Source organism: Nocardia lasii, assembly GCF_042658545.1.
Lineage (GTDB): Bacteria > Actinomycetota > Actinomycetes > Mycobacteriales > Mycobacteriaceae > Nocardia > Nocardia lasii.
Window position 1 is genome coordinate 81,982 of the sequence record NZ_JBHSQN010000005.1, and the last position, 21,277, is coordinate 103,258.

Here is a 21,277-nt window from a genome sequence, read left to right on the forward strand (position 1 = left end):
CCAAACACCAGGAGGTAACGATGACACGCAGCGATATCGCGGAACTGCGCTACGCGGTCGGCCAACTCCGGCAATCGATCGGCGCACTGCGTTCCAACTACGGCGACGCGGCCACCATCCGTCGCCTGGAGAACGACCTCGAGCGAATCGTCATCGATGCGGAGGACTTCGAGCAGGCTCCCCCACCCGAACTGGCGGTCCCCCGCCGTTCGGAACCGATCTACGTCCCCGACAGCAAGTCCGATGAGGCGGCGTGGATGGGCGCCCAAGACGAGGGCCTGGGCTTCCACTCCCGGCCCAGAACAAAGTAGAACCTGATTCCCGGCGCGGCGACCCTCCCCCTCACGGGTCGCCGCGCCGATCCACGTTCGGCGACCGGTCCCCCCGGTATAGCCCGCCCACCAAACAGCCCCACCCAGTTAAACCACCTGAGCCAGCCACACCTGAGAGTTCTCGACGCGCCTCCGCCTCCGGACCACCAGGGGCGCGCGAAGACATACCCCAGCACCAAAACCCAGTTCAAAAACCTGGGCCAGGCACACCTGAGAGTTCTCGGCGCGCCTCCGCCTCTGGACTGAGTGGAGGGTGCGACGAAGGAGTACCCGGAGCGAGGGAAGAGGCGGAGTTAAGCGCCGAGAACCGCGGCGCCAGCCGCCAATAAACACAGCAAGTCAAACCCCGAGAAAGCAGTACACCCGCCAGAATTCACGCGCGGTGTCGACCCAGCCTCCGGGATCTCGACCCGTGGAACCGAGCCCCACGCGGAACCTCGACAGGTTCGTCGACTTCGGCGGACTCGAACAGGGCCGCAATCCCGTGGTCGTGGCCCAGGGCGATGGCTTCGAGCCCGTAGCGCCCCCCGATACGGTCGAGCTGGTGCAGCATCGTCGTCATGATCCGCAGCCCCGTCGCCCCGACCGGGTGGCCCAGCGCGATGTCGGAGCCGTTCACGTTGAGGCGGTCGAGGGGGTCGAGTTCCCATTCGGTGGCCAGGGCGAGTACCTCGACGGCGTAGCCCTCGTTGATCTCGAGCAGGTCGATCTCGTCCAGCGAGCAACCAGTGCGGGCGAGCAGTTTCGACACCGCGGGGGCCGCGCCGAGGCCCGGTCCCTCGCTGCCGCAGCCCGCCGCCGCCCAACCGGTGAGGTAGGCCATCGGGGTGAGGCCGAGTTCGCCGAGGCGGTCCTCGGCCACGACCAGGCAGGCCGACGCGCCGAGCCGGTGCGCGCTCATATTGCCCATGGTGACCACGCCGTCGGCGAGCAGCGGGCGCAGGCCGGCCAGGGTGTGGGTGGACAGGTCGTCGCGCACGCCTTCGTCGCGGGTGATCTGGTGGTCGCCGTAGCCGATGTCGACGCCGACCACCTCGGCCGCGAACGCGCCCTGGCGCCAGGCCCGCGCCGCCTTGCGGTGGCTGGCCACCGCGAACTCGTCGGCGGCGTTGCGGTCGATCCCGTAGTAGTGCGCGAGGCGCTCGGCGTTGTGCAGCCCGGCGGTGCCGCCGGGCAGACCGGACTGGGCCGAGGCGCATTCCACGCCACCGGCCACCACCACGTCGGCCGCGCCGGTCTGCACCATCATGGCCGCGGTGATCACGGCCTGTAGGCCGCTGCCGCCGTGTTTGTCGGTGACGAATCCGGGTACTGCGAAAGGTAGTCCGGCTCCACGGGCGGCGAGCGATCCGACCGCGGGCACGTCGGAGAGCGCGCCGTCGATACAGGCCATGGCCACATCGTCGATGCGTAGCGGGTCGATGCCCGATCGTTCGATCACGGCGGATAGCACCGTGGTGGCCAACCATTCCGCGGGCATACCCGACAGGGCGCCGCCCTCGACGCCACTGGGCGTGCGGACCGGTGCCACGATCGCAGCTCTTCTCATTGCGCGTCACGCTCCTCTCCCCGGTGCGGGGAATACCTGTCATAGGCCACCACAGGTTTGTTGCACGGGCATGACGGGTCGTCACCGATGTTTCACCTGTGACCGATATCACCGCTATGTGGCGTCACCGAGTGCGTGAGACCGGCCGCGAGCGGCGCGAACACAGGCGTAGGGTGCTCTACATCACAGTCCGCAGTGGTGAGTAATGACCGTCACCGCGTCCGAGGATCAGCGAGGCATCCATCGTGAGTGCCGCACCCACCGGCGCCCCGGCAACGGGCACCGGCGTGTTCAGCAGGACACGCGCACGCATCGCCGCGCGCACCCTTCGCACCGACCGCTGGTGGCTGCCGCCGCTGCTGACCGCCGTCGGCCTGTTCGCGTTCGTCACCTACGCGACGATCAGATCCTTTGTGCGAACAGCCTATTGGGTGCCCGAGTACCACTACCTGACCCCGTTCTACTCGCCGTGTCTGAGCGAGTCGTGCGTGCCGGGGTCCTCACATTTCGGCACGCCGTTTCCCGAGCTGCCGATGTGGATCCCGCTGGGGTTCGTGGTGCTGCCGTTCCTGCTCGGTTTCCGGCTGACCTGCTACTACTACCGCAAGGCCTACTACCGGTCGGTGTGGTTCTCCCCGCCCGCGTGCGCGGTGGCCGAGCCGCACGCGCGCTACACCGGTGAGTCGCGGCTGCCGTTGATCATCCAGAACTCGCACCGCTATTTCTTCTACGCGGCGGTGGTGGTGTCGCTGATCAACAGCTACGACGCGCTCACCGCGTTCCACGGCAGCGGTGGCGGTTTCGGCTTCGGGCTCGGGAATCTGGTCCTGCTGATCAACGTGACCCTGCTGTGGGCTTACACCCTGTCGTGCCATTCGTGCCGCCACATCGCGGGCGGGCGGCTCAAGCACTTCTCCGCGCACCCGGTGCGGTACTGGTACTGGACCCAGATCTCCAAGCTCAACACCCGCCACATGGCCCTGGCCTGGACCACTCTCGGCACCCTGGTGCTCACCGATTTCTACGTGATGTTGGTGGCGAGCCACACCATTTCGGACCTGCGGTTCGTCCACTGAGCCGCGACAACGCGAGGAGTTCGGATTTCGATGCCAGAGGTGCAGCGGCACGACTACGACGTCGTGGTGATCGGGGCGGGCGGCGCGGGCCTGCGCGCCGTGATCGAGGCACGTGAGCAAGGGCTTTCGGTGGCGGTGGTGTGCAAGTCGCTGTTCGGCAAGGCGCACACGGTGATGGCCGAGGGTGGGTGCGCGGCGTCGATGGGCAACGCCAACGACAAGGACACCTGGCAGACGCATTTCAAGGACACGATGCGCGGGGGCAAGTTCCTCAACAACTGGCGCATGGCCGAACTGCACGCGCGCGAGGCCGCCGACCGGGTGTGGGAGTTGGAAACCTATGGGGCGCTGTTCGATCGGACGCCGGACGGGCGGATCAGTCAGCGCAATTTCGGTGGTCACACCTATCCGCGGTTGGCGCATGTCGGCGACCGGACCGGGCTGGAACTGATCCGCACGATGCAGCAGAAGATCGTCTCGTTGCAGCAGGAGGATTTCGCGGCGACCGGCGACTACGAGGCCAGGATCAAGGTGTTCGCGGAGTGCACGATCACCGAACTGTTCACCGACGCGGGCGCTGTCGCGGGGGCGTTCGGGTACTGGCGTGAATCCGGCGGGTTCGTGCTGTTCCGGGCGCCGGCGATCGTGTTGGCGACCGGCGGTATCGGCAAGTCCTACAAGGTCACCTCGAATTCCTGGGAGTACACCGGCGACGGGCACGCGCTGGCCCTGCGCGCGGGCGCGACTCTGATCAATATGGAGTTCCTCCAGTTCCACCCCACCGGCATGGTCTGGCCGCCCAGCGTGAAGGGCATTCTCGTCACCGAGGGCGTGCGCGGCGACGGTGGCGTGCTGAAGAACTCCGAGGGCAAGCGGTTCATGTTCGACTACATCCCGCCGGTGTTCAAGGGCCAGTACGCCGAGACCGAGGAGGAGGCCGATCAGTGGTTGCGCGACAACGATTCCGCGCGCCGCACCCCCGACCTGCTCCCTCGCGACGAGGTCGCCAGGGCGATCAACGAGGAGGTGAAGGCGGGGCGCGGCACCGAGCACGGCGGGGTGTTCCTCGATATCGCCTCGCGAATGCCCGCCGACGAGATCGTGCGCAGGCTGCCCTCGATGCACCACCAGTTCAAGGAGCTGGCCGATGTGGATATCACCGCCGAGCCGATGGAGGTCGGCCCCACCTGCCACTACGTGATGGGTGGGATCGAGGTGGATCCCGATACCGGGGCGGCGATCGTGCCCGGATTGTTCGCCGCCGGTGAGTGTTCCGGTGGGATGCACGGGTCCAACCGGCTGGGCGGGAACTCGCTGTCGGACCTGTTGGTGTTCGGCAGGCGGGCCGGGCTCGGCGCCGCCGCCTATGTGCAGGGGCTGACCAGCAAGCCGACGCCCGCCGACGCCGATATCGAGGATGCGGTGAATACCGCACTGGCGCCGTTCGATTCGCCCGCGCACGGCAGGCGCGAGAACCCCTACACCCTGCACGCCGAACTCCAGCAGACGATGAACGACCTGGTCGGCATCATCCGCAAGGAGCACGAGGTGCGCGCGGCCATCGACAAGTTGGCCGAGCTGCGCGCCAGGTTCGCCGATGTGACCGTGGCGGGCAAGCGGCCGTTCAACCCCGGCTGGCATCTGGCGTTGGACCTGGCGAACATGCTGCTGGTCAGCGAGTGCGTGGCGCAGGCGGCGCTGTTGCGGACCGAGAGCCGCGGCGGTCACACCCGCGACGATCACCCCGGCATGAACGCGGACTGGCGCAACGCGCTGCTGGTCTGCTCGGTCGACCCGGCTTCGCGCGCGCAGGTTCCCGACGTCACCGTCACCAGGGCCGATCAGACGCCGATGCGCGAGGACCTGCTCGCCCTGTTCGAACTGTCCGAACTCGAGAAGTACTACACCGCACAGGAACTGGCTGAGCATCCGGCAGCCGAAGGAAAGGCGTGAGCATGGGGTACGACGCCCGGTTCCGGGTCTGGCGCGGCGATATCGACGGTGGCGCGCTGGTCGATTACACGGTGGCGGTGAACGAGGGTGAAGTGGTGCTCGACATCATCCACCGCCTGCAAGCCACCCAGACGCCCGACCTCGCGGTCCGCTGGAATTGCAAAGCGGGCAAATGTGGTTCGTGTTCGGCGGAGGTGAACGGGCGACCGCGTCTGCTGTGCATGACGCGGATGTCGACCTTCACCGCCGAGGAGGTCATCACCGTGACCCCGATGCGGACCTTCCCGATCATCAAGGACCTGGTCACCGATGTCTCGTTCAATTACGAGAAGGCCAGGGAGATCCCGTCTTTCGCGCCGCCGCCCGGTCTCGGTCTCGGCGACTACCGGATGAAGCAGATCGATGTGGAGCGCTCGCAGGAGTTCCGCAAGTGCATCGAGTGCTTCCTGTGCCAGGACACCTGCCATGTGGTGCGCGATCACGAGGAGAACAAACCCGCCTTCGCCGGACCGCGCTATCTGATGCGCATCACGGAATTGGAGATGCACCCGCTCGACACCCGCGACCGGCGCGACATGGCGCAGGAGGAAGCGGGTTTGGGCTATTGCAACATCACCAAATGCTGTACCGAGGTGTGCCCGGAACACATCAAGATCACCGACAACGCGCTGATCCCGCTCAAAGAGCGGGTGGTGGATCGCAAATACGATCCGATCGTCTGGCTCGGCAACAAGCTGTTCCGCCGGTGAGTTGTTCCGGCGGTAGGGAACTGGCGCCTACAGGACCGCGACGGTCCCGACGGCAACCAGCCCTACCAGTAGTCCGATGAACAGCGCCGCGAGCAACGAGCTGGTGAGTACGTAGATTCCGATCGCCGATACCGCGAACAGCAACACGACGATCAGGCGTTCCACGCCATCCTCGGGCGCCAGCCTCCGGTACCGGGGTGCAGCCTTCTTCAACCCTCGGTCCATGCCCGAGGGTTACCCGATCACGGCGCCGCCAAACCGCCTACGGCCGGTCGAACTCGCCGTCGTGCACGCCCGCGGTGAACGCCGTCCACTCGCTGGGGGTGAAGATCAGCACCGGTCCGTCGGGATTGTCGCTGTCGCGCAGGGCGACATGGCCCTCGGCCAGCATGGCGACCTCCACGCTGCCGTCCTCGGCGCCCGCCCGGATCCAGGTGGCGTCGGTGGTGTCGATGGCCCGCTTGGTGTTCACGCGAACACCCCCGCGTCGATACCGCGGGTGAACGCGTCCCAGCTCGCGCCGTCGAAGACCAGCGCGGGCCCGGCGGGGTTCTTGCTGTCGCGCACCCCGACGCGACCGCCGAAGAGGAAGGCAACCTCCACGCAATCCTTACCGGCTCCGCTACGCCTGCTCTTGAACCAGTGTGCGTCGACGAGATCGAAACTCATGCCACATACTCCTTCGCGACCTGCCGGAGCAGGTGTGTGCTCGGTGGGATATCCAGCGCATGTCGCTGGAGGCAATCGTGAGCCCGGTCGTACCTTCGAACATCCGCGCGTCGTTCCAGGTAGAGGTCGCCGGTGAAGCCTTCGGCGTACACCACCGGCGGTTCGACCGGTTGCCCTTTGCCGTCGGTGCCGAACTCGAGAACCGTGAAAGGTCCGGTGGAGACTCCGAGCGGAACGCCGGCGGAAAACGGCAGGATGCGCAGCACCACATTACTTCGCGTACTCGCCTCGGCGAGGGATCGCAACTGCGCAGCCATCACTTTCGCATCACCGACGACACTGCGCAATACCGATTCGTGCAGCACCACCTCGATCTCGGCGGGTGCGTGGTCGCGGGTGATCAGGGCCTGACGTTGCATTCGGAGAGCGACCCGACGTTCGATTTCGTCGGTCGAATCATGCGGCTGCACAAGACTATTCAGTGCGCGTACGTATTCGGCGGTCTGGAGCAGACCGGGGACGAGTTCGGATTGATAGATACGCAACCGGCGTGCCGAAGCCTCCAAGCCGAGGTAGATATCGAAATTCTCGGGTATCAGATCGCCGTAGGCGTGCCACCAGCTCTTGACGGCCGCCTGCTGCGCGAGACCGGCGAGTCCGTCGGCGAGTTCGCCGGGAATCCCGTAGATCCGGCACAGTTCGTGAATATCGATCGTGCGAATGCGGTCGGCGTGGCCCTTTTCCAGGCGTTGCAGCGTGCTGGCGCCCCATTCCATGCGCCGGGCCGCCTCGGCGATGGTGAGTCCGGCCTTGGTCCGCCAATCCCGCAGGTAGCGACCGAGTTGGCGACGCGGCAGGGTGGAGGACACCCCCGTCGCCTCAGTTGTCCTCATCGCATTCGATGCCAAAGCCCCACTCCCCTCACGTGGAATTCGTCCACACGGGGGAATCCTGCTCTCCCCCTTGGATGTTGTCCTGCGAATTCGTACCGAATCTGTGGATTCGGGCGTGTACTCACCGTTAGCCGGGCGGTTGCGTGCTGTGCTTGGGCCATGCAACTGAGCGAGCTGAACATGCACATCGCCGCTGCACTACAGAGTTGCGGCGACGATCCGGGACCGATGAACCCCGAACAGGCCCATGCCGCAATGCAATCGCATCTCGACTGCACCGTCGACGAGTGCCGGGTGCGCAGGCGGGCGCGACGAACACTGGTGGAAGCGGGCCGCTGCGTACTGGATGAGCGCGCGACGCGCTAGTGGTGGCGGTGATCGGTGATCGGGTCGCGCGGGCCGAATTTCGGCTTGCGCGCCTGACCGCTGAGCGCGAGTAACCGCACCGCCCGATAGCGGTGGGGTTGGAGCGGGCGCAGGTAGTCGACCATCGCGTCGTCGTCGATCGGGTGGCCGAGCAGGCTCCAGCCGACGACGGCGGCGAGGTGGTAGTCGCCCACGGACAGGGCATCGGCGTCGCCGAAGGCGCGCTGGGCGGTCTCGGCCACGGTCCACACGCCGATGCCCGGCAGGCTGCGCAGGCGTTTCGCGGCTTCGACCGGGTCGAGGTCGGCGGTGCGTTCGATCGAATCGGCGACTCGGGCGGCGCGCACGATGGTGTGCGAACGCTGCGGGCCGACATTGGCGCGATGGAATTTCCAGGACGGGATGCGACGCCAGGTGTCGGCGTCCGGGGCGAGCATCAGATTCGCCGGGCCGGGGGCCTTCGTGCCGAACTCGCGGACCAGGGTGCGCCAGGCGGCGAACGAGGACTTGGTGTGCACCTTCTGCTCGAGGATGGCCGGGACCAGCGACTCCATCACCCGGCCCGTGCGCAACATGCGCAGGCCGGGGACGAGGCGGTGGGCCTCTTTGAGCGTGGGGTGTTCGGGGGCGAAGTCGTCGAGGTTCTCCTCGAGGCAGAGCATGTCCTCGAGACCGTTCAAGAACTCCTCCGCGCCGGGGCCCCACGCGCGGGCGGTGGCGCCGTCGCGGCCGTGCTGGGCCAGGCGGTAGGTGACCGGGCCGGTGCGCATGCGGGAGGCGTGCCAGTGGGCGCCGTCGGGGTCGACGTGATGGCACGGGTCGCCGATGCCGCGCCTGAGCGGGGAAACGGTGACGGCGACGTCGAAGGGGCGGCTCGAGCGGACCGTTCTGGACAGACCGGCTACCGCCGGGTCGTGGTCCGTGGTCTGGTCGGGCATTGGTCCATTGTGCGCCTGTGAGCTGGGTCAATCCGCACGGAGGTACTCGGCGAGGTGGATGCCGTCGGTATTCGCCAGCTGGGCGGCCTGGGTTCGGCAGGAGAAGCCGTCGGCCAGGAAGACGGTGTTCGGGGCGGCCGCGCGCAGGGCGGGGAGCAGGGCCAGTTCGGCGACCGCGACGGAGACGTCGTAGTGGCCCTGCTGCATCCCGAAGTTGCCCGCCAGTCCGCAGCAGCCCGCCAACTCTTGGACGGTGACCCCCATCGCGGCGAGGATCTCGCGCTCCGCGTCGAAGCCGCCGACGGCGTGCTGGTGGCAGTGGGGTTGGACGATGACGGTGTCGTTCGGGCGGTGGGGGGGACGCCAGGTGGGGTGGGCGATCAGGAATTCGGCGAGGGTGCGCACGGCGGCGGCGACGGGTTTCGCTCGGGGGTCGTCCGGGAGTAGTTCGGGCAGGTCGGCGCGGAGGGTGACAGTGCAGGAGGGTTCGAGGCCGATGATGATTCCGCCGTCGCTGACGTGGGCTGATACGGCGTCGAGGGTGGCGCGCAGGCGGGCGCGGGCGCCGTCGAGTTGGCCGGTGCTGATCCAGGTGAGGCCGCAGCAGAGTTGCTTGTCGGGGATGGCTACTTCGTGGCCGAGGGACTCGATGAGTCTGGTTGCGGCCATGGCGTTTTCGGGGGTGAAGGTGGTGGTGAAGGTATCGATCCAGAGCAGGATTCTCGCCGGCCGGCTCGGTGGCGACGGGGTGTCGGCCGGGACGGGGTGGGGCTTCGAGGTGGCATAAACGTGCAGGGAAGGGGTGGTGGGGCCGATTTTTGGGGGTTGTGGGGTGTGGCTGCACGAAAATGCCACCGGGTTGGCGGTGTGTCGGCGGGCGTGTTCGGTCCGGAGTGCGCGGAAGGAGGTCGTTGCCAGGCGCGGAGCTCGGCGGCGGGGGTCGATTCCCGCGAGGCGCATGGCCGTTCGGCGCAGGCGTGGGCGCGACGACAGGGCATTCGCGAGGCGGGGGACGTGGCGGGCGAGGGCGAGCCAGCGGGGGAGTTGGCCGAGGACATAGTGATCGAGCGGTCTGATGCGGCCCCGGTAGCGGCGGTAGAGGGCCTCGGATTTGTAGGTGGCCATGTCGACGCCCGCGGGGCAGTCGGAGGCGCAGGCTTTGCAGGACAGGCACAGGTCGAGGGATTGTTCGACGGCCGGGGCGCGCCAGTCGAGTTCGCCGCGGACGACTTCTTGCAGGACGCGGGCGCGGGCGCGGGTGGTGTCCTTCTCGTCGGCGGTGGCCAGGAAGGAGGGGCACATGAAGCCGCCCGAGGCGTGGGTGTCGGCGCGGCACTTGGCGATTCCTACACATCTGTGCACAGCTGTGGATAGATCGCCCGCATCGGTGGACAGGGCGAAACCTTTCGCGGGGAACGGTTTCAGTCCGGCGACGCGGAGGTCGGCGTCCACCGGGTTGGGGGCCACCAGGACGCCGGGGTTGAGGATGTTGTCGGGGTCGAAGAGGGCTTTGTAGCCGGCGAAGGCGGCGCGGGCGGCCGGGGAGTACATGACCTCGAGGAGCTCGGATCGGGCTCGGCCGTCGCCGTGTTCGCCCGAGAGCGAGCCACCGTGGCGCACCACCACTTCCGCCGCGTCGAAGAGGAACTTCCGGAACCGCTTCGGTGCGTCGGTGATCGGGAAGTCGAGGCGGACGTGGATGCAGCCGTCGCCGAGGTGGCCGTACAGGAGTCCGCGTAGGTCGTATTCGGCGGTGAGGAGGGCGAATTCGCGGAGGTAGGCGCCGAGGTTCTCGGGTGGGACGGCGGCGTCCTCCCAGCCCGGCCACGCCGGTTCGCCGTCGGGGGTGCGGCCCGCCAGACCGGCGCCGTCGGCTCTGATTCGCCAGAGTGCCGCTGTGGCAGCGGGATCGGTGACGATGCGGTGGTCGTCGGCGTTGGCTTCGCGGCAGAGTTGGTGGGCGACCAGCAGCGCGTGCGCCGGGGTCTCCCCCGCCGTCTCCACGAACAGCCAGCCGCGACCTCGTGGCAGGTCGGGGACGGTGCCGCGATGGGCGCGCACCACGTCGACCAGGCCGGCGTCGATGCCCTCCACCGCGATCGGTCCGCAGCGGGTGACGGCGGCGACATCGTCTGCGGCCGTGGCGATGTCGGGGTAGCCGAGCACGGTGAGCACGGTGGCGGCGGGTGCCGGGGCGAGCGCGACGGTCGCCTCGAGGAGGAGTCCACAGGTGCCCTCGGAACCGACGAACGCCTTCGCGGCGGACGAACCCCGTTCGGGGAGCAGGTGTTCCAGTCCGTAGCCGGAGGCTTGGCGCTCGAAGCGGCCCAGTTCGGTACGCAGTACCGCCAGATTCGCGGTGGTGAATTTCGCCAGGCCGGGCACTTGGCTCAGGTCGGTGCCGAGAGTTCGGTGCGTTCCGGTGCCGTCGATGATGCGCAGCTCACGGACGGTATCGGAGGTCCGCCCCCACGCCAAGGCGTGCGGCCCACAGGCGTTATTGCCGATCATGCCGCCCAGGGTGCAACGGTCCTGCGTCGATGGGTCCGGCCCGAACCGCAACCCGTGCGGCCGCACCCTGCGCTGCAACTCCGACAGCACGACCCCCGGCTGCACGATGACCGTGCGCGCCTCGACATCGACGACCCCGACCGCGTTCATGTGCCTGCTGAAATCCAGCACGATCCCGGGGCCGATGGCATTGCCTGCGACCGAGGTACCCGCCCCGCGCGGGGTGATCGACAGGCCGTGCTCGCGGGCGAAGTCCACCGTGGCGGCCACGTCGTCCGCATCGCGCGGGAACACCACCATCGTGGGCAGCACCCGGTAGTTGGAGGCGTCGGAGGAATATTCGACCCGCCTGCGCACCGAGGCGTCGACCGCACCCGCGAGCCGGGCCCCCAGCGCCTCGGCCAGTAGTCGCGCACTCCGCTCGTCGTCCACGTGACCAGCCTATTCCGGGCATCCGCCGAACCTGTCCCGTCCGTGCCCGCTGTGCCGATCTGATGAACTCCGTCCCGTCCGCGCCCGCTGTGCGGATCTGGTGAACTCCGCGCCTGTCAGGATCGTGAAGCTCGGGGGTGAGCCTCGCGCGGGGAGTGCTCGGTTTCGCTGAGCGCGGAACCCGGGCTACGCGGAAAGCATTTGCTCTCAAGTTTGGTTGAGGTTTTAGTGTCGGTGGCCAGGAGTTCAATGGGTGGGGAGCCTCGAGGAGAGTGGCAGTGAGTATCGAATCAGTGGCGTACAGCCAGATGTACCGGCGGGCCAACGGGCCCGGCGAAGAGCGGCCGTTCAGTGTGGTGACGGCGCGGCGGATTCTGCGGTTCGCGCAGGGGCATCGGCGCCGGATCGGGGGATTCCTGCTGCTCAGCGTGGTGGCGGCGGTGCTCGGCGTGGCGACGCCGGTGTTGGCCGGGCGCGTGGTGAACGGGATCGTCGACGGGGTCGCGCCGCGGACGGTGGTGCTGCTCGCGGTCGCCATCGCGGGGCTGGCGATCCTCGACGCGGCGCTCGGGATCGTCATTCGGTGGCTGTCGGCGCGGATCGGCGAGGGGTTGATCCTGGATCTGCGCACCGCCGTGTTCGATCACGTGCAGAAGATGCCGGTGGCGTTCTTCACCCGCACCCGCACCGGCGCGCTGGTGAGCCGGCTCAACAACGACGTGATCGGCGCGCAGCGGGCGTTCAGCGACACGCTCTCCGGGGTGGTCACCAACCTGGTCACGCTGCTGCTCACCCTGGGCGTGATGCTCAGCATCTCCTGGCAGATCACCGTGCTGGCGCTGATCCTGCTGCCCGTGTTCGTCATCCCGGCCCGGTACGCGGGCGATCGGCTCGCCGTCATGCAGCGCGAGGCCGCCCAGCTCAACGCCGCCATGAGCACCCAGATGACCGAGCGTTTCTCCGCGCCGGGCGCCACCCTGGTCAAGCTGTTCGGGCGGCCGAAGCAGGAGTCCTCGGAGTTCGCGGTGCGGGCCACCCGGGTGCGCGATATCGGCGTGCGCACCGCCATGTTGCAGACCACCTTCGTCACCTCGCTCACGCTGGTCTCGGCGCTCGCGCTGGCGCTGGTGTACGGCCTCGGCGGCTGGTACGCGCTGGCGGGCCGCCTGGACGCGGGCTCGGTGGTGGCGCTGTCGCTGCTGCTCACCCGCCTCTACGCCCCGCTCACCGCGTTGGCGAGCGCGCGCCTGGAGATCATGTCGGCGCTGGTGAGTTTCGAGCGGGTCTTCGAGGTGCTGGATCTGAAGCCGCTGATCGAGGACGCGCCACACGCGGTCGACGTGCCCGACGGGCCGGTCGCGGTGGAACTGGACGCGGTGAACTTCGGTTACCCCTCGGCCGACAAGGTGTCGCTGGCCTCGCTCGAGGACGTGGCGACGCTGGATCGGCGCGGCGGGGTGGAGGTGCTGCACGAGGTCTCGCTACGGGCCGAACCCGGACAGCTCGTCGCCCTGGTCGGATCGTCCGGCGCGGGCAAATCGACCATCGCCCAACTGGTTTCGCGGCTCTACGATGTCGACTCCGGCGCGGTGCGGCTCAACGGATCCGACGTGCGTGAGCTCACCACCGAATCCATCCAACGCACCGTCGGCCTGGTCACCCAGGACGGGCACCTGTTCCACGACACCATCCGCGCGAACCTCCTGCTCGCCCGCCCCGAAGCCACCGAAGCCGAACTCTGGGACGCCCTCGGCCGGGCCCGCCTCGGCGAGCTGGTCGATTCCCTCAGCGACGGCCTCGACACCGTGGTCGGCGAACGCGGCTACCGCCTCTCCGGCGGCGAACGCCAACGCCTCACCATCGCCCGCCTGCTACTCAAACAACCCCGCGTCGTCATCCTCGACGAGGCGACCGCCTCCCTGGACTCCACCTCCGAAGCCGCCGTCCAGGAAGCCCTCACCGAAGCCCTCACCGGCCGCACCGCCCTGGTGATCGCCCACCGCCTGTCCACCATCCGCGCCGCCGACCAGATCCTGGTCCTCGAACACGGCCGCATCATCGAACGCGGCACCCACACCACCCTGCTCGACGCGGGCGGCCGCTATGCCGAGCTCTACCGAACCCAGTTCGCCGAGGGGCCGGTGGTTCCGGCCGCGGTCTGAGCGGGCGCCGGGTCGGGGTTACGCGCCCTGACCGGTGCTTCGTTCGCTGTGCCGCAGGGCGGTGACGATGGCCAGGGTGGGGGCGCGGCCCGCTTCGGTGTGGCTGAGCATGGCGTATTCGGCCAGGCGCTCGTCGCCGGAGGTGATCGCGTCGATGAGGTGCTGGTGTTCGTCGCGCTGTTCCTCGGTGTCGCGCTCGTGGGTGAGGAAGAACAGCCAGGCCATGCGGGCGAGGATGGTCCGCATCAGCTGGGTGAGCAGGCTGTTGCCGGACAGTTCCACGATGGCGCCGTGCAGCTCGGCGTTGGACTCGGCGATGCGCAGCGGATCGCGAGAGTCGGTGGCCTCGCGCGCTTCTCGCAGTGCCGCCCGCAGCGGGGAGCTGTCGTGGCCCTGCCGGATGCGGGCGGCGGCGAGGCGGGCGCCGAGCGGCTCGAGGCCGATGCGCACGTCGAAGAGTTCTTCCACGGCGGTGGCGTCCCAGGAGCGCACCACCGCGCTGCGCCGGGGCAGGGCGCTGACGATGCCGTCGAATTCGAGCAGTGCCAATGCCTCGCGGACCGGGAGCCGGGAGGTGCCGAGCTGGGCGGCCAGGCGGGCCTCCGGCAGTTTCTCGCCCTCGCGGTACTCCCCGGTGATGATCGCGCGGCGCAGATCGTCGTAGATCCGGCGCGTCTGGGAAGTGTCGTCGACGACTTCCGCCGGCGGACGTAGGTTTCGGGCCACCGGGTCAGTCTACGAAGCGGCGGCGAGGCCGAGGCAGGGGCGACCGCGCAGTCTAGCGACGGCCGTCTGGAATTCCATTTGGTAGACCAAATATATCTTTCACATCCGGGGTGACCTGCGTACCACCGCCCAAACAGGGTCGGAAATGGGTCTTGACGCTGCCATAACCCCAGGTGGAAGCATTCAGATCATTCACGGACACGAAACTTTCGGATCACAGCGGAGATACACGCAGATCCAATTCTGTATACCGAATGACACTTCGGCCGCAGAGAGGATCCGTGTTGGCCGCCTATCTGATCCGCCGCCTCGTCCAGGCGGTGATCACCGTGTTCGCCGTCATCTCGCTGGCATTCCTGCTCGGCAGATCGACCGGAAGTCCCGTGGCCTCCCTCCTGCCGGAAACGGCGAGCGAGGCCGACGTCGCCGCCCTGGAAGCCGAACTCGGCTTCGACCGACCACCGCTGACCCAGTACATCGACTACGTGACGGGCGTTCTGTCCGGGGATTTCGGCGACTCCTACCAGCAGAGCGGCACCTCGTCGATGACGCTGGTTCTGCAACGGCTGCCCGCCTCGCTCCAGCTCGGGGTCGCGGGCTTCGCGATCGGTCTCGCCCTCGCCTTCGCCGTCGTGCTCGCCATCCACCTCAGCGGCCGCTGGTCGCTGCGCGGGCTCGCGCTCGGGGTCGGCGCGGCCCGACTCGCGGTGCCGGACTTCCTGTTCGGGCTGCTGCTGGTGCTGGTGTTCTCGGTGACGCTGGGCTGGTTGCCCTCACTCGCCGGGGCCGATCCGCTCGCGATCGTCATGCCCGCGCTCACCATCGCCACCGCGCAGTTCGTCGTCTACTCACGCCTGCTGGACAACTCGCTGGTCGCGGAGAGTTCCCAGGACTATGTGCGCACCGCGTACGCGCGCGGTGAGCGGCGTTCGTCGGTGCTGCTGCGCGATGTGCTGCCCAACGCGCTGCTGCCGGTGCTCACCATCTCCGGAATCACGTTGGGCACCTTGCTCGGTGGGCTGGTGATCGTCGAGAACGTCTTCGCCTGGCCGGGTTTGGGCACGTTGATGCTCGACGCGGTGTTCAACCGGGACTTTCCGGTGGTGCAGTCCGGGCTGGTGGTGATCGCGACCATCTTCGTGGTCGTCAACTTCGGCATCGACGTCCTCTACGGCGTCATCGATCCGCGAGCGAGAGTCCGATGATCCGTCTCCCCAACCGCGCCACGATCGCGGGCGTCGCGATGATCCTCGCGGTCGTGCTGTTCTCCCTGCTGTATCCGCTCTTCCCCGGCTACGACCCCTACGGGCAGGACCTCGCGGCCGCGTTCTCCACGCCGTTCAGCAACGGCGACTACCCGCTCGGCACCGATTCGCTGGGGCGCGATCTGGCGAGCAGGTTGGCGCTGGCCGGGCGGATCACGCTCGGGTTGGTGCTGGTGATCGTGGTGGTCAACGCGCTGATCGGGATGGCGATCGGGACGGTGTCGGGCTACTTCCGTGGCGTCACCGACAACGTGCTGATGGGTGTCGCCGATGTGCAGCTCGCGGTGCCGATGACGCTGGTGATCATGGCGGTGTCGGCGATTCGCGGGCCGAGTACCGCGCTGATGGCGACGATCCTCGGCGTCACCTTCTGGGTCGGCTACGCCAGGGTGGCGCGCTCTGTCGCGCTCGGGTTGTCCGGTCGCGATTTCGTGATCGCGCCGAAGCTGCTCGGGGCGCGCTCGGGGTGGGTGATGCGCAAGCACATCGTCGGGCACGTCACGGTGCCGGTGTTGATTCTGGCGACCGCCGATCTGGGAACTGTGCTGATCATGATCTCGTCATTCGACTACCTGGGGCTCGGTGTCCAACCACCAACGCCCAGTTGGGGATTGATGATCACCGATGGGCAGAAGTACCTGCGTCAGGCGCCGTATCTGACCATCGTGCCCGCGGTGGCGCTGCTGCTCGTGATCGGCGGGACGCTGCTGGCGAGTCGGCGTTTCACCGATGAGGGGCAGGGGTTGCGCCGCGTTCGGCGGGCACCGCGCTCCCGTCGCGGAGCTCTCGCGAAAGAAGTTGTGGCATGAGCGTATTGCTGGAGATCACTGATCTGACCGTTGGCTACGAGACCGCTGCGGGCGAACGGGTCGTCCTCGTGGACTCGGTGAGTCTGCGCCTGGACGAGGGTGAAGTGCTCTGTCTCGTAGGCGAATCCGGGTCGGGCAAGTCGGTGACGATGCTCGCGGTGCTCGGTCTGCTCCCCCCATCGCTGACGATCTTCTCGGGCAGTGTGCGTTTTCGCGGCAGGGAGCTCGTCGGTACCGATGACGAGACCCTGCGGCGGCTGCGCGGCGCCGAGCTCGGCATGGTCTTCCAGGACCCGATGACCACGCTGAATCCGGTTCGCCGGGTCGGCACGCAGATCGGACGGGCGTTGGCCGTGCATCAGCGGCTCGACGCGAAGGCGCGCAAGCGACGCGTGGTGGAACTGCTTGCCTCCGTGGGTATTCCGCAACCCGCCGAACGAGCGCGGGCCTATCCGCACCAGTGGTCGGGCGGGATGCGGCAGCGGGCGGTGATCGCCATGGCCATGGCCAACGATCCGGCGGTGCTCATCGCCGACGAGCCGACCACCGCGCTCGACGTGACCATCCAGGCCCAGCTCATGGAGGTGTTGGCGCAGGCGCGCGCCCGCAGCGGCGCGGCGATGGTGCTGATCACCCATGACCTCGGGCTGGTCGCCCAGTACGCCGATCGGGTGGCGATCATGTACGCGGGCCGGGTCGTGGAGACCGGGTCGGTGTGGCAGATCTTCGACGACGCCACCCACCCGTACACCCGCGGCCTCCAGAGCAGTCTGCTCGGGCACGCGGGGGCGGGCCGCGCCTACGCCATTCCCGGTTCGCCACCCTCCCCGACGCAACGGCCGGCCGGGTGTGGTTTCGCGCCTCGCTGTGAGTTCGCGGGCAAGACCACCGAATGTGCCACGGCCGCACCGCCGCTCGTCGCCTTCGGGGACGGGCGCGGGCTCGCCTGCCCACCCGCGCTCACCGCCCCACTGCGACAGGACATTTCGGCATGATCGCGATCGACACCGTTGAAGAAGTGATCCGGGTCGACGACCTCGAGGTGAGCTTCACCAGCAGGCGCGGCCTCACCGGCAAGCGCAGGCTGCGAGCGCTCGACGGGGTGAGTTTCGGCGTCCGGCGCGGGGAGACCTTCGGGCTGGTCGGCGAATCCGGCGGCGGCAAGTCCACCCTGGTCCGCACCCTCTTCGGCATCAACACGCCCACCTCCGGGTCGGTGCGCATCCTCGGCCACGACCTGGCGCAACTGCGTCCGGCCGCGCGTCGGGCGCTGCGCAATCGGGTCCAGCTGGTGTTCCAGGACCCGTACTCCTCCCTCGATCCCCGGATGAGCGCGCACGACATCATCGCCGAACCGCTCAGGATCGCGGGTGGTTACTCCCGAGAGCGGGTGCTCGAACTGCTCGAGCAGGTCGGCCTCGGGCCGGACGCGCTGGACCGGCGCCCGGCCGAGTTCTCCGGCGGACAGCGGCAGCGGCTCGGCATCGCCAGGGCCTTGGCGCCGCGGCCGGAGGTGCTCGTTCTCGACGAGCCGGTGTCGGCGTTGGACGCGTCGGTGCAGGCCCAGGTGATCAACCTGCTCCAGGACCTCCAGGAGCAGCTCGGCCTGTCGTACCTGTTCATCGCCCACGATCTGTCGGTCGTGCGACACCTGTCGGACCGGGTGGCGGTGATGCATCTGGGCAAACTCGTCGAGATCGGCGCCACCGAGGACGTGTTCACCAGTCCCCGCCACCCCTACACCCGGGCGCTGATCGCCTCGGCGCCCGTCCCCGACCCGCATCGCCGCCGCCGCGACACCTCGACCCTGGTGCGCGGCGAACTCCCCGATGCCGCCAACCCGCCCAGCGGCTGCACCTTCCGCACCCGCTGCCCCCTGGCCACCGACGAATGCGCCACGCGCATACCGGAACTCGCACCGCTCGGCCCGCCCGACCACGTCGCGGCGTGCCTGCACCCACTTCCCCGCTCCACGAAAGATGAGGAAAACCCATGAGACCGATCACCCGCAGTGTGGCAACAGGATTAGCGATTCTCGCGTTCTCCACCTTCACGCTGACCGCCTGCGCGCCCGCGGGCACCGACACCGCGTCGGCGACCTCGCTCGTCGTCGGCGCGGTCACCGAACCGACGGACGTGCCGGACCCGATCAGCGACGGCTCGCTGGCCGGCTACAACTACTACTTCGCCACCTTCGACCAGCTCGCCCGGTTCGACGCCGAGGGCGTGATCGGCCCGAAGCTGGCCACCGAGTGGAAGCACAACGCCGACTTCACCGAGTGGACGTTCACCATCCGCGACGACGCGAAATTCCACAACGGTGACCCGGTGAAGGCCTCCGACGTGGCGTTCACCTACAACCAGATCAAGGCCACCCCCAACGGCGATCCGGCCACCTACATGGAGATGTTCGCCTCCGCCGCCGCCGGACCCGACAACACGGTGGTGTTCAGCCTCAACGCCCCCTTCTCCGCGTGGCCGACCATTACCACCGGCGTGTCGATCGTGCCCGAGAGCGTGTACACGAAGCTGGGTTCGGCGGGGTTCGCGGCGGCGCCGGTGGGTTCCGGGCCGTTCGTGTTCGACCACTACACGCGCGGCGTCGAGTACGTCGTCAAGCGCAATCCGGACTACTGGGGCGAGAAGGCCACGCTCGAGACCGTGACCTTCAAGACGGTGGCCGACGCCGACGCCCGGCTCAACGGGGTGCAGTCGGGCAGCCTCGACGTCGCGTTGATCGCGCCGAATCAGGTTGCGGCCGTAGAGGGTTCCCAGAGCGTGCACATCGAGTCGCGGGTCTCCAACGGGGTCACCTTCCTCGGGATGAACGCCACCGCCGGACCGCTGGCCGATCAGCGGGTGCGCGAGGCCATCGCGCTGTCGATCGACCGGGACGCCATCGTGAAGAGTCTGCTGGCGGGTCGGGCGACGGTCGACAACCAGTTGGTCGCCGAGAACGTCGGCGGGTTCGACCCCAAATACCCGGCACCCGTGCGTGATACGGACAAGGCGAAGCAGCTGCTAGCCGCGGCGGGCTACAACGGCACGCCGATCCCGTTCCAATACGCGACGAACGGGCGCATCCCGCTGAGTTCGGAGATCGCCCAGTCCATCCAGGCGAATCTGGCCGAGGTCGGCATCACCATCACCCTCCAGGGCACCGACCAGAGCAGCCACTCGCAGATGATCTACACCAAGAAGGCCGCCACCGGGATCTACCTCAACACCTACGCGCCGTCCACCATGGACGGGGACGCGCCGATCGCCTCCATGTTCGGCGGGCAGTGGAACGACTACGCGATGCTGCCGGAAACCCAGGCGCTGGTCGCGAAGACCAGGACCGTGGGCGGGCAGGACCGGATCGACGTGTACCGCGAGCTGTTCGCCCTCAACGACGCCAAGGCGCTGCTGATCGGCCTCTACACGCCCGATGCCAGCTACGCGGTGGACCCGGACCTGAACTGGAAGCCGAGGGCGGACGGGATGATCACCGTCGACCTCGCCTCCTTCGGCAAGGACTGAGGCGTGCGAGATTCACTGTCGATCACCGATGTCCGCCCCTGGGGCAGTGCCCCGGTGGACCTGGTGATCGAGAACGGCACGGTGGCCGCGGTATCCGCGGCCGCCGGTTCGCCGGTGCCGGCCGGTGAGCACGTCGACGGTGCGGGTCGGTTGATCCTGCCCGCGCTGTCGGACGTGCACCTGCACCTGGACTCGAGCAGGCTCGGACTGCCCTTCCGGGCGCAGACCGGGCTGCCCGGTCGCTGGGGTCGGATCATGAACGATCGGCAGAACTGGCGGTCGGCGGAACGGTCCGTGGCCGAGCGTGCCTCGTTCACCCTGGCGGTGGCGGTTGCCAACGGCGCCACCAGGATTCGCAGTCACGCGCAGGTCGACGCCGATACCGGGCTCACGAAACTCGAGGGCGAACTCGCCGCGCGGGAACGCTACGCCGACGTGTGCGATGTGGAGATCGTGGCGTTTCCACAGGTCGGGATCCTGCTCGAGCCCGGGGTAATCGACCTGATGGACGCGGCGCTGTCGGCGGGGGCCGATCTGGTCGGCGGGATGGATCCGTGCGAGCTCGACCGCGATCCGGTGCGCCACCTCGACGCGGTGTTCGGGTTGGCCGAAAAGCATCAGGTGGGGGTCGATATCCACCTGCACGAGGCGGGGGAACTGGGGCTGTTCACGCTGTCGCTGATCCTCGACCGGGTGCGGGCACTCGGGATGACCGGGCTGGCGACGATCTCGCACGCCCGCTGCCTGGCCAGCGGGTTGCCCGGAGTACCCGCGATGATCGAGGAACTGGCGGAGTTCGACGTGGCGCTCACGCACGCGGCGGGTGCGCAGGGGTGGGCATTGCCGCTGCTCGACCTGGCCGCGGCGGGGGTGCGGGTCGGCGTGGGGATGGACGGGCAGCGGGACTACTGGTCGCCCTACGGCAACGGCGACATGCTCGATCGCGCGTGGCAGCTCGCGTTCGTCAACGGATACGGGTCCGATCAGCAGGTCGAACACGCACTCGGGGTGGCGACCTGGGGTGGGGCGAGCGTGATCGACCGGAGTCTGCGGCCGCTGGACGGCACTGATCCGCATCCGGGGTTCGCGGTGGGTGATCCGGCGGAGTTCTTCCTGGTCGACGCGGTGAGTCCGACGTCGGCGGTGATGGATCGACCGGCCGAGCGCACCGTGATCCACCGAGGCCGGCTGATATCCGTCGATACCGCGATCGAGGGGTTCGAGATTCCCGGTCGCTGGGGCAGAGAAGGGACATAGTCGATGCGACGCAGTATTCGGGCCCGACACGTGCTCGCGCATTCGTCCGGCAGCCCGGTGAGGTTCAC

At 68.2% G+C, this 21,277-nt stretch carries 20 protein-coding genes; 12 read left to right on the forward strand and 8 right to left on the reverse strand.

What is annotated here, in order from left to right; genetic code table 11:
* Positions 1-20 precede the first annotated feature (20 nt).
* Positions 21-311 (forward strand): hypothetical protein, encoded by a 291-nt coding sequence (locus ACFP3H_RS10850; protein WP_067454817.1) that lies wholly within the window; start codon positions 21-23, stop codon positions 309-311.
* Between the two features lie 394 nt (positions 312-705).
* Here ACFP3H_RS10850 and ACFP3H_RS10855 read toward each other — a convergent pair whose 3' ends face one another.
* Positions 706-1,881 carry a thiolase family protein gene (locus ACFP3H_RS10855; RefSeq protein WP_378603426.1) on the reverse strand — a complete coding sequence of 392 codons (1,176 nt, stop codon included), beginning with the start codon at positions 1,879-1,881 and terminating at the stop codon, positions 706-708.
* 245 nt (positions 1,882-2,126) lie between these two features.
* On the opposite strand from ACFP3H_RS10855, the gene ACFP3H_RS10860 reads away from it, so the two are divergent.
* Genes ACFP3H_RS10860 through ACFP3H_RS10870 form a run of 3 tightly spaced genes read left to right on the forward strand, consistent with a single transcriptional unit; the run spans position 2,127 to position 5,659 of the window.
* The gene (locus ACFP3H_RS10860; protein WP_378603429.1) at positions 2,127-2,957 is read left to right on the forward strand and encodes a hypothetical protein; all 831 of its coding nucleotides are present in this window, start codon (positions 2,127-2,129) and stop codon (positions 2,955-2,957) included.
* Positions 2,958-2,987: 30 nt separating this feature from the next.
* Complete coding sequence (locus ACFP3H_RS10865; protein ID WP_378603432.1) at positions 2,988-4,910, forward strand: fumarate reductase/succinate dehydrogenase flavoprotein subunit; 1,923 nt, start codon at positions 2,988-2,990, stop codon at positions 4,908-4,910.
* A gap of 2 nt (positions 4,911-4,912) precedes the next feature.
* Positions 4,913-5,659 carry a succinate dehydrogenase/fumarate reductase iron-sulfur subunit gene (locus ACFP3H_RS10870; protein WP_378603712.1) on the forward strand — a complete coding sequence of 249 codons (747 nt, stop codon included), beginning with the start codon at positions 4,913-4,915 and terminating at the stop codon, positions 5,657-5,659.
* 27 nt (positions 5,660-5,686) lie between these two features.
* Here ACFP3H_RS10870 and ACFP3H_RS10875 read toward each other — a convergent pair whose 3' ends face one another.
* From ACFP3H_RS10875 to ACFP3H_RS10890, 4 genes are all read right to left on the reverse strand, one after another.
* The gene (locus ACFP3H_RS10875; protein ID WP_378603435.1) at positions 5,687-5,824 is read right to left on the reverse strand and encodes a hypothetical protein; all 138 of its coding nucleotides are present in this window, start codon (positions 5,822-5,824) and stop codon (positions 5,687-5,689) included.
* Positions 5,825-5,921: 97 nt separating this feature from the next.
* Entirely contained in the window at positions 5,922-6,131 is a 210-nt protein-coding gene (locus ACFP3H_RS10880; RefSeq protein WP_378603438.1) for a DUF397 domain-containing protein, read from the reverse strand.
* The gene (locus ACFP3H_RS10885) at positions 6,128-6,328 is read right to left on the reverse strand and encodes a DUF397 domain-containing protein (RefSeq protein ID WP_378603441.1); all 201 of its coding nucleotides are present in this window, start codon (positions 6,326-6,328) and stop codon (positions 6,128-6,130) included. The genes ACFP3H_RS10880 and ACFP3H_RS10885 overlap by 4 nt, the downstream gene beginning before the upstream one ends.
* A complete protein-coding gene (locus ACFP3H_RS10890; RefSeq protein ID WP_378603444.1) occupies positions 6,325-7,221 on the reverse strand; it encodes a helix-turn-helix domain-containing protein in 897 nt (298 codons plus the stop codon). Before ACFP3H_RS10890 ends, ACFP3H_RS10885 begins: the two co-directional genes overlap by 4 nt.
* Before the next feature lie 159 nt (positions 7,222-7,380).
* Here ACFP3H_RS10890 and ACFP3H_RS10895 point away from each other — a divergent pair, with 159 nt between their 5' ends.
* The gene (locus ACFP3H_RS10895; RefSeq protein ID WP_378603447.1) at positions 7,381-7,587 is read left to right on the forward strand and encodes a hypothetical protein; all 207 of its coding nucleotides are present in this window, start codon (positions 7,381-7,383) and stop codon (positions 7,585-7,587) included.
* Here ACFP3H_RS10895 and ACFP3H_RS10900 read toward each other — a convergent pair.
* Positions 7,584-8,525, reverse strand: coding sequence for a DNA-3-methyladenine glycosylase family protein (locus ACFP3H_RS10900; RefSeq protein WP_378603449.1), 942 nt, complete (start codon positions 8,523-8,525; stop codon positions 7,584-7,586). The two genes, ACFP3H_RS10895 and ACFP3H_RS10900, sit on opposite strands and share 4 nt — an antisense overlap.
* A gap of 27 nt (positions 8,526-8,552) precedes the next feature.
* On the reverse strand, positions 8,553-11,468 hold the full coding sequence (locus tag ACFP3H_RS10905) for an FAD-binding and (Fe-S)-binding domain-containing protein (RefSeq protein ID WP_378603451.1): 2,916 nt from the start codon (positions 11,466-11,468) through the stop codon (positions 8,553-8,555).
* Between the two features lie 278 nt (positions 11,469-11,746).
* On the opposite strand from ACFP3H_RS10905, the gene ACFP3H_RS10910 reads away from it, so the two are divergent.
* Positions 11,747-13,630 (forward strand): ABC transporter ATP-binding protein, encoded by a 1,884-nt coding sequence (locus ACFP3H_RS10910; protein ID WP_378603454.1) that lies wholly within the window; start codon positions 11,747-11,749, stop codon positions 13,628-13,630.
* A gap of 18 nt (positions 13,631-13,648) precedes the next feature.
* On the opposite strand, the gene ACFP3H_RS10915 is transcribed toward ACFP3H_RS10910, so the two are convergent.
* Positions 13,649-14,356 carry a GntR family transcriptional regulator gene (locus tag ACFP3H_RS10915; RefSeq protein WP_378603457.1) on the reverse strand — a complete coding sequence of 236 codons (708 nt, stop codon included), beginning with the start codon at positions 14,354-14,356 and terminating at the stop codon, positions 13,649-13,651.
* A 284-nt stretch (positions 14,357-14,640) separates the two neighbouring features.
* On the opposite strand from ACFP3H_RS10915, the gene ACFP3H_RS10920 reads away from it, so the two are divergent.
* From ACFP3H_RS10920 to ACFP3H_RS10945, 6 genes are read left to right on the forward strand one after another with little or no spacing between them, the layout of a single operon-like run.
* Entirely contained in the window at positions 14,641-15,561 is a 921-nt protein-coding gene (locus ACFP3H_RS10920) for an ABC transporter permease (RefSeq protein ID WP_378603460.1), read from the forward strand.
* Positions 15,558-16,430, forward strand: coding sequence for an ABC transporter permease (locus ACFP3H_RS10925; RefSeq protein WP_378603463.1), 873 nt, complete (start codon positions 15,558-15,560; stop codon positions 16,428-16,430). The genes ACFP3H_RS10920 and ACFP3H_RS10925 overlap by 4 nt, the downstream gene beginning before the upstream one ends.
* The gene (locus ACFP3H_RS10930; protein ID WP_378603466.1) at positions 16,427-17,425 is read left to right on the forward strand and encodes an ABC transporter ATP-binding protein; all 999 of its coding nucleotides are present in this window, start codon (positions 16,427-16,429) and stop codon (positions 17,423-17,425) included. Before ACFP3H_RS10925 ends, ACFP3H_RS10930 begins: the two co-directional genes overlap by 4 nt.
* Positions 17,422-18,426 carry an ABC transporter ATP-binding protein gene (locus ACFP3H_RS10935; RefSeq protein ID WP_378603469.1) on the forward strand — a complete coding sequence of 335 codons (1,005 nt, stop codon included), beginning with the start codon at positions 17,422-17,424 and terminating at the stop codon, positions 18,424-18,426. Before ACFP3H_RS10930 ends, ACFP3H_RS10935 begins: the two co-directional genes overlap by 4 nt.
* A complete protein-coding gene (locus ACFP3H_RS10940; protein ID WP_378603471.1) occupies positions 18,423-19,952 on the forward strand; it encodes an ABC transporter substrate-binding protein in 1,530 nt (509 codons plus the stop codon). The genes ACFP3H_RS10935 and ACFP3H_RS10940 overlap by 4 nt, the downstream gene beginning before the upstream one ends.
* A 3-nt stretch (positions 19,953-19,955) precedes the next feature.
* The gene (locus ACFP3H_RS10945; RefSeq protein ID WP_378603474.1) at positions 19,956-21,209 is read left to right on the forward strand and encodes an amidohydrolase family protein; all 1,254 of its coding nucleotides are present in this window, start codon (positions 19,956-19,958) and stop codon (positions 21,207-21,209) included.
* Positions 21,210-21,277: the final 68 nt, after the last annotated feature.